Raw genomic sequence first — 5,251 nt, forward strand, 5'->3', positions numbered from 1 at the left:
CGAGTTAAGAGGGTTGGCGCCAACCCTCTTTACAATCTCCCGCGGCGACCACGCAAGTGGTCACTGCGTGACTGCCTTCCGCCTTCGTTCGGTCTTAACGCACCGGCTGTGATTTGTTCCTGACAAAACACAGCCTTGGCAAACATCCCTGTTTGCCATGCTAACCTCTCTCAGTTGTCAGCACGTTGCGAATGTCGCTAAATTAAATACACCAAACTTATTTGCCAAAATAAACTTTTATGTTTATAGCGAGCTAATTTTAGTTTTAAAACCAATTTCGGGGAAACTTTAGGCGGGATTTTGGCTTTAAAAACCCCTCTCCTCAAAATTTTTTTGGTTCGATGAATTTCGGACGTTTTGTTGTTTGATAGCTAGTTTTGCGGTTGTTTCTATACGGCGATTACGTCCGAGTTAAGAGGGTTGCCGCCAACCCTCTTTACAATCTCCCGCGGCGACCACGCAAGTGGTCACGATGTGACTACCTTCCGCCTTCGTTCGCTTTTAACGCACCGGCTGTGATTTGTTCCTGACAAAGCACCGCCTTGCCAAACATCCTTGTTTGTCATGCCAACCTCACTCAGTTGTCAGCACATTGCGAATGTCGCAAAATGAGAAGCATCAAACTAATTAATAAAAATAAACTTTTATTATTGGAACTAGCTGATGTTATAACTAACGTTAGCAATTTATTGGATGGATTTTGGCTTTAAAAACCCCTCTCCTCAAAATTTTTTGGTTGTTTGAGTTTCGGACGTTTTGTTGTTTTGTGGTTGTTTTTATACGGTGATTACGTCCGAGTTAAGAGGGTTGGCGCCAACCCTCTTTACAATCTCCCGCGGCGACCACGCAAGTGGTCACGATGTGACTGCCTTCCGCCTTCGTTCGGTCTTAACGCACCGGCTGTGATTTGTTCCTGACAAAGCACCGCCTTGGCAAACATCCCTGTTTGCCATGCTAACCTCACTCAGTTGTCAGCACGTTGCGAATGTCGCACTACAAAATCGTTTTTTATCGCCGACTTCGTCAACGCCATTGCCTTGGCAGGGCGCAATGATTATTTAACACCCTAACGTTATTTTTCTTATCCTCAGCTTCAATACCTAAGAACTAAAAAATAATAGCTAAGGATAGACACAGAGTCCTCTGACGTTGGTATATTCCCTATCAGCGTGACCCACCCAACCATACGCCGAGTCAACCGTAAAAAACTCTTGACTACTACCCGCCCTATCTTGCGTCCAATAGTCGCCTCCGAAGAAGAAGGTCACTAAGTAATATTCCACCCTCCCCCATTCCGCGAAAAATCCTGCACCCATGTGACGCATATATGAATTATTAGGTGCCGAAGGCGTTGCCCCTACTATTTCATTTGCATAATCTCCACATTTCTCTGAATTATTTCCCTGACAAGACGCATTAGTTAAATCACTGACCTTTGGGAGACGGTATCCAATCTTATTACACCAAGATTCCATATTAGAATGGGTTTTATAGCTATATCCACGATTAACAAACCACTGCTTTAACTCAAATCCATATTTGACCACTGCATTACCACTGCTATCACGACCGACTAACTCAAATACCTGAGGTAAAGATGGTCTGGCGATTTCACCTGGATTATCTGAACGCAATTGATAGTCTTTAGCAACAGGACCTGTTAGGGTGACATGAATATGGTATCTTGTTGAATTGATCATAGTAGCAGTAATACCACTATGAGAAACCGGAGCCCAAGATAAGGCTTCACTAACACCACCAATATCTAAATCAAAAAGCAAATTATTAGCACCAGTAGTCGGGAAGTTTAAACCATAAGACGATGGTGTAACTGACTGTGGTAGAAAACCCCAATCAGGGTTCCAAATGGAAGCAGGACCAGCATATATACCATTACCGTAATGTGAGTCAGGTTGTGCATAACAAATCACTGGCGCTGTCTTAGGTTTAATATAATAAGAGGCATTACTAGCACTAAAACGACTTTCATTAGGCACACCATAACGTGTTTTTAATGTACCTTCACCATTAGATAAGGTTAATCTATATGGCGCTTTACAAATAGTCAGTACTTCATTACGGGCAACAGGATTATTGAATTTATCAACAATAGATAAATTTAAACTACCGGTAGCGGTGACACCATTAACTCCCTGACCATCACCATCATCATCCCCCCAATAATTATAAGGTGTGCCAATAAGTGAACTTAATGCAATAGAATTAGTATCCGTTGGTACTAACATACCAATATCCGTAGAACTCTGACCAGCAACAGGTAAAACGATAGGATTGAAAAAACTTGAATCATTGGTTGTCGGAGTAAATGTTCTTCCATCAGAAAGCGATATCCTGAGTAGTGCTTCGGTATTTGTCACCTGGGTACGACCACCATCAAAGGTTAAATAAGGTGCTGAGCCATAAATAATATTGGTCGTTTTTGTGGTTAATGCATAATTAGCAAAAGAGGTAGAAAGTAAAACAACTAAGATTAATACCAAAACCATCGGCCGAGATAAAAAGGCTAAACCAAGAAATTTTGAAAAATTTTGCCGGAATTGCGGAAATTTTGGAAATTGCTGAAATAATAAATTGTAGTGAAATAATAAACGGTATGAGCTTAACTTTAGAAAGATGAAATTATAGGTTGGGCAGGTTGTGTGTTGTGTGTTGTGTGTTGAAAATTATAATCCATATCAGATATCCTTGTCAATCCAATTTTATGATTTATTTAAAATTTTAAGCCTAATGGCATAAAATTTATCCATTCGTATAAATATGCTATAAAAGTATAGTGATTGCAAAAAACCATGCAACTTTTTTTGATGGTTTAATTGTTAACTTTTGTAAAGATTAATGTAATATTATGTCTTAATTACGCCCTTAAAACCTATTTCGAAGAAACTTTAGGGGGATTTTTAGGCTTTAAAAACCCCTTTCCTCAATTTTTTTGGTTCGCTGAGTTTCGGACGTTTTGTTGTTTGGTGGCTAGTTCTATACGGTGATTACGTCCGAGTTAAGAGGGTTGGCGCCAACCCTCTTTACAATCTCCCGCGGCGACCACGCAAGTGGTCACGATGTGACTACCTTCCGCCTTCGTTCGGTCTTAACGCACCGGCTGTGATTTGTTCCTGACAAAGCACCGCCTTGGCAAACATCCCTGTTTGTCATGCTAACCTCACTCAGTTGTCAGCACGTTGCCAATGTCGCTAAATTAAATACACCAAACTTATTTGCCAAAATAAACTTTTATTATTGGAATTAGCTGATGTTATAACTAACGTTAGCGATTTATTGGATGGATTTTGGCTTTAAAAACCCCGTTCCTCAAAATTTTTTTGGTTGTTTGAGTTTCGGACGTTTTGTTGTTTTGCGGCTAATTCTATACGGCGATTACGTCCGAGTTAAGAGGGTTGGCACCAACCCTCTTTACAATCTCCCGCGGCGACTACGCAAGTGGTCACGATGTGACTGCCTTCCGCCTTCGTTCGTTCTTAACGCACCGGCTGTGATTTGTTCCTGACAAAGCACCGCCTTGGCAAACATCCCTGTTTGTCATGCTAACCTCACTCAGTTGTCAGCACGTTGCCAATGTCGCTAAATTAAATACACCAAACTTATTTGCCAAAATAAACTTTTATTATTGGAATTAGCTGATGTTATAACTAACGTTAGCGATTTATTGGATGGATTTTGGCTTTAAAAACCCCGTTCCTCAAAATTTTTTTGGTTGTTTGAGTTTCGGACGTTTTGTTGTTTTGCGGCTAATTCTATACGGCGATTACGTCCGAGTTAAGAGGGTTGGCGCCAACCCTCTTTACAATCTCCCGCGGCGACTACGCAAGTGGTCACGATGTGACTGCCTTCCGCCTTCGTTCGGTCTTAACGCACCGGCTGTGATTTGTTCCTGACAAAGCACCGCCTTGCCAAACATCCCTGTTTGCCATGCTAACCTCTCTCAGTTGTCAGCACATTGCCAATGTCGCACCACAAAATCGTTTTTATCGCCCTAACGTTATTTTTCTTATCCTCAGCTTCAATACCTAAGAACTAAGAAATAATAGCTAAGGATAGACACAGAGTCCGCTGCTCGTTTCTTGATTATCTCCTTGAACGCTAATACTACCTTTAAGCGTGCCAACCAGCAAAAAACTACTACCCACCCTATCTTGCGTCCAATAGATACATCCTAGGCAGAAGTTGGCACCACGGTCTCTGCTGTAATCAGACATCCACCCCCATTCCGAGAGAAATCCTCCACCAATGTGACGACGGGTAGTATTATCAGGTGACGAAGGCGTTGCCGTTAATGCATTTATTTCACTTTCATAACCTCGACAATAATAAGCAGGAACTTCAGGCCCCGGTTCCCCCTTACAACTCGCATTAGTTAAATCCTTGACCTTTGGAACACGGTATCCTCCAATCTTATTACACCAAGATTCCGTATTAGAATAGGTTTTATAATAATCACGACTAACAAACCACTGCTTTAACACAAATCCATATTTGACCACCGCATTACCCCTACTATCACGACCGACTAACTCAAATACCTGAGGTAAAGATGGTCTACCGATTCTACCTGGATTATCTGATTTCTGTTGATTAGGGTCTGTAACAGCAGGACCCGTTAGGGTGACTCTAACGTAGTGGAGTCCATTAATGCCGGTTCTGTCACCGGTCATAGTAGCCGTAATACCTCCATGAGAAACCGGCGCCCAAGATAAGGCCTGACTAACACCACCAATATATAACCAAAAAAGCAAATTATTAGCACCAGTAGTCGGGAAGTTTAAACCATAAGACGACGGCGTAACTGACTGTGGTAGAAACCCCTTATCCTCTTGCCAAACGGCAGCAGAAAGACCAAACGAAAACCTACCGCCATCGTTAGATGTGTTATAAGGGCTTACTAAACAAATCGCTGGCGCTGCCTTAGGTTTAATATAATAAGTGGCATTACCTGCACTAAAACGACTTTCATTAGGTACCCCATAACGTGTTGTTAATCTACCTTCACTATTCGATAAGGTTAATTTATATGGTGCTTTATTGTTATTACAACTAGTCAGCACTTCATTACGGGCAACAGGATTATTGTCTTTATCAACAATAGATAATTTTAAACTACCGGTAGCGGTGATACCATCAATCCCCTGACCATCGCCATCATCATCACCCCAATAATTATACGGTGTGCCAATAAGTGAACTTAATGCAATAGAATTAGTATCCGTTGGTACTAACA

The 5,251-nt window shown here is 41.6% G+C and carries 2 protein-coding genes; both read right to left on the reverse strand.

What is annotated here, in order from left to right:
• Positions 1 to 1,121 precede the first annotated feature (1,121 nt).
• Positions 1,122 to 2,507 carry a hypothetical protein gene (locus B6C84_RS11360; RefSeq protein WP_086361350.1) on the reverse strand — a complete coding sequence of 462 codons (1,386 nt, stop codon included), beginning with the start codon at positions 2,505 to 2,507 and terminating at the stop codon, positions 1,122 to 1,124.
• A gap of 1,557 nt (positions 2,508 to 4,064) precedes the next feature.
• Positions 4,065 to 5,251 (reverse strand): hypothetical protein (locus B6C84_RS11620; protein WP_165755163.1); only part of this gene is annotated, 1,187 nt, incomplete at its 5' end.

The sequence above is a fragment of the Gilliamella apis genome, assembly GCF_002142155.1.
Lineage (GTDB): Bacteria > Pseudomonadota > Gammaproteobacteria > Enterobacterales > Orbaceae > Gilliamella > Gilliamella apis.